Origin of the sequence: Ruania rhizosphaerae (genome assembly GCF_009805705.1) — a bacterium.
In the GTDB taxonomy this organism is placed as follows: Bacteria; Actinomycetota; Actinomycetes; order Actinomycetales; family Beutenbergiaceae; genus Ruania; species Ruania rhizosphaerae.
The window spans coordinates 1-1,266 of record NZ_VSMB01000035.1; the positions used below are offsets into that span (position 1 = coordinate 1).

Below are 1,266 nucleotides of genomic sequence, written 5' to 3' on the forward strand. Positions count from 1 at the left end.
ACTTTGCTGATGGCCCGCTGTACCCGACGCCGATGCTGACGTCGGTCGTCTTCGAAAATGACGGGTCGATGATTTGGGGTTTCCGCGACCGCACCTGGGACATGCTCGTGCCCCGAGGGCAGAGCCCTGATCCCGACAACAGATCTACGCTCTCGGCCCCGATCATTGGGGGTGACATCAACAAGGTGTGCCTCACCGATGGTGTGTTTGAGTGGGAGGGCACGGGTTCGTGCGCCGACAATTCGACGCCGGCGAACTCGGGCGGCGAGCCTCTTGACCGTGTGGAATATTTCCCGGGCGACCACTTCGATGCGACACATCGAATCGGGGATAGCACCTATCACAACGAGGTCTCGCTCGGTGGCGCTGTCCTGAACCCGCGGGAGCCGGATGTTGCGAACACGTCAATGAATGCCTCGGGCCTGTACAACACGAACGGCATTGGATTCTACGACCGTGAAACGGGTCTTGGACCGGGGAACGACCCGCTCAATCGAGGGCTGCTGGTCGCAGGAAATCGGTTCGACACCTTCGGAAAGGGCAATGGCCTCAGTGACCTGTCCCTGCTGGCTGCTGAGGCGCCGAGTCAGATCGGTAACCGGGTCTGGTTCGACGCCGATGAGGATGGTCAGCAGGATCCTATTGATGAGCCTGCGGTTGCGGGTGCGACGGTGCGGTTGCTGTCGGCTGATGGTGAGACTGTTCTGGCCGAGACTGTGACAGACGAGAACGGTGAGTACTACTTCGGTGGTGAAGGTGGGTATCCGCTTGAGCCGGGGGGTGAGTACATCGTCGAGTTCGATGTGAGCACGGTGGATACGGCCTCATTGCCTGGTGCGCCGTCTGTGGATGATCTGCAGTTCACACTGACCCAGGCTGATGGTGTTGCCGGTGAGCTCGATTCGAATCCGACCAGGACTGATGACCCGCTGGTCGCCCGGGCCAGTGTGGTTGCACCGGGTGTCGGTGAGGTCGACCACACGATCGATGCGGGTATCTATGGCGCGGACCTGGTCTCGGTCGGTGACTACGTCTGGATTGATGAGGATCGTGATGGGATCCAGGACGAGGGTGAGACCCCGGTTGAGGGGGTGACGGTCACGTTGTTGGACGAGGACGGTGTGGTCGTGGCGACCACGACCACTGATGCGGATGGGTATTACGTCTTCACTGATCTGCCGATCAGCACTGATTACACGATCGAGTTCCCGACCACGGTGGTGGTTGATGGGCAGGATTACCCGTTGACTCAGACTGGTGCTGGCG

1 protein-coding gene is annotated in these 1,266 nt (G+C 60.3%); it reads left to right on the forward strand.

Annotated elements, in window-relative coordinates; translation table 11 throughout:
- Window positions 1–281: 281 nt before the first annotated feature.
- A partial coding sequence (locus tag FV560_RS19945; RefSeq protein ID WP_200837852.1) for an SdrD B-like domain-containing protein occupies window positions 282–1,266 on the forward strand: 985 nt, incomplete at its 3' end.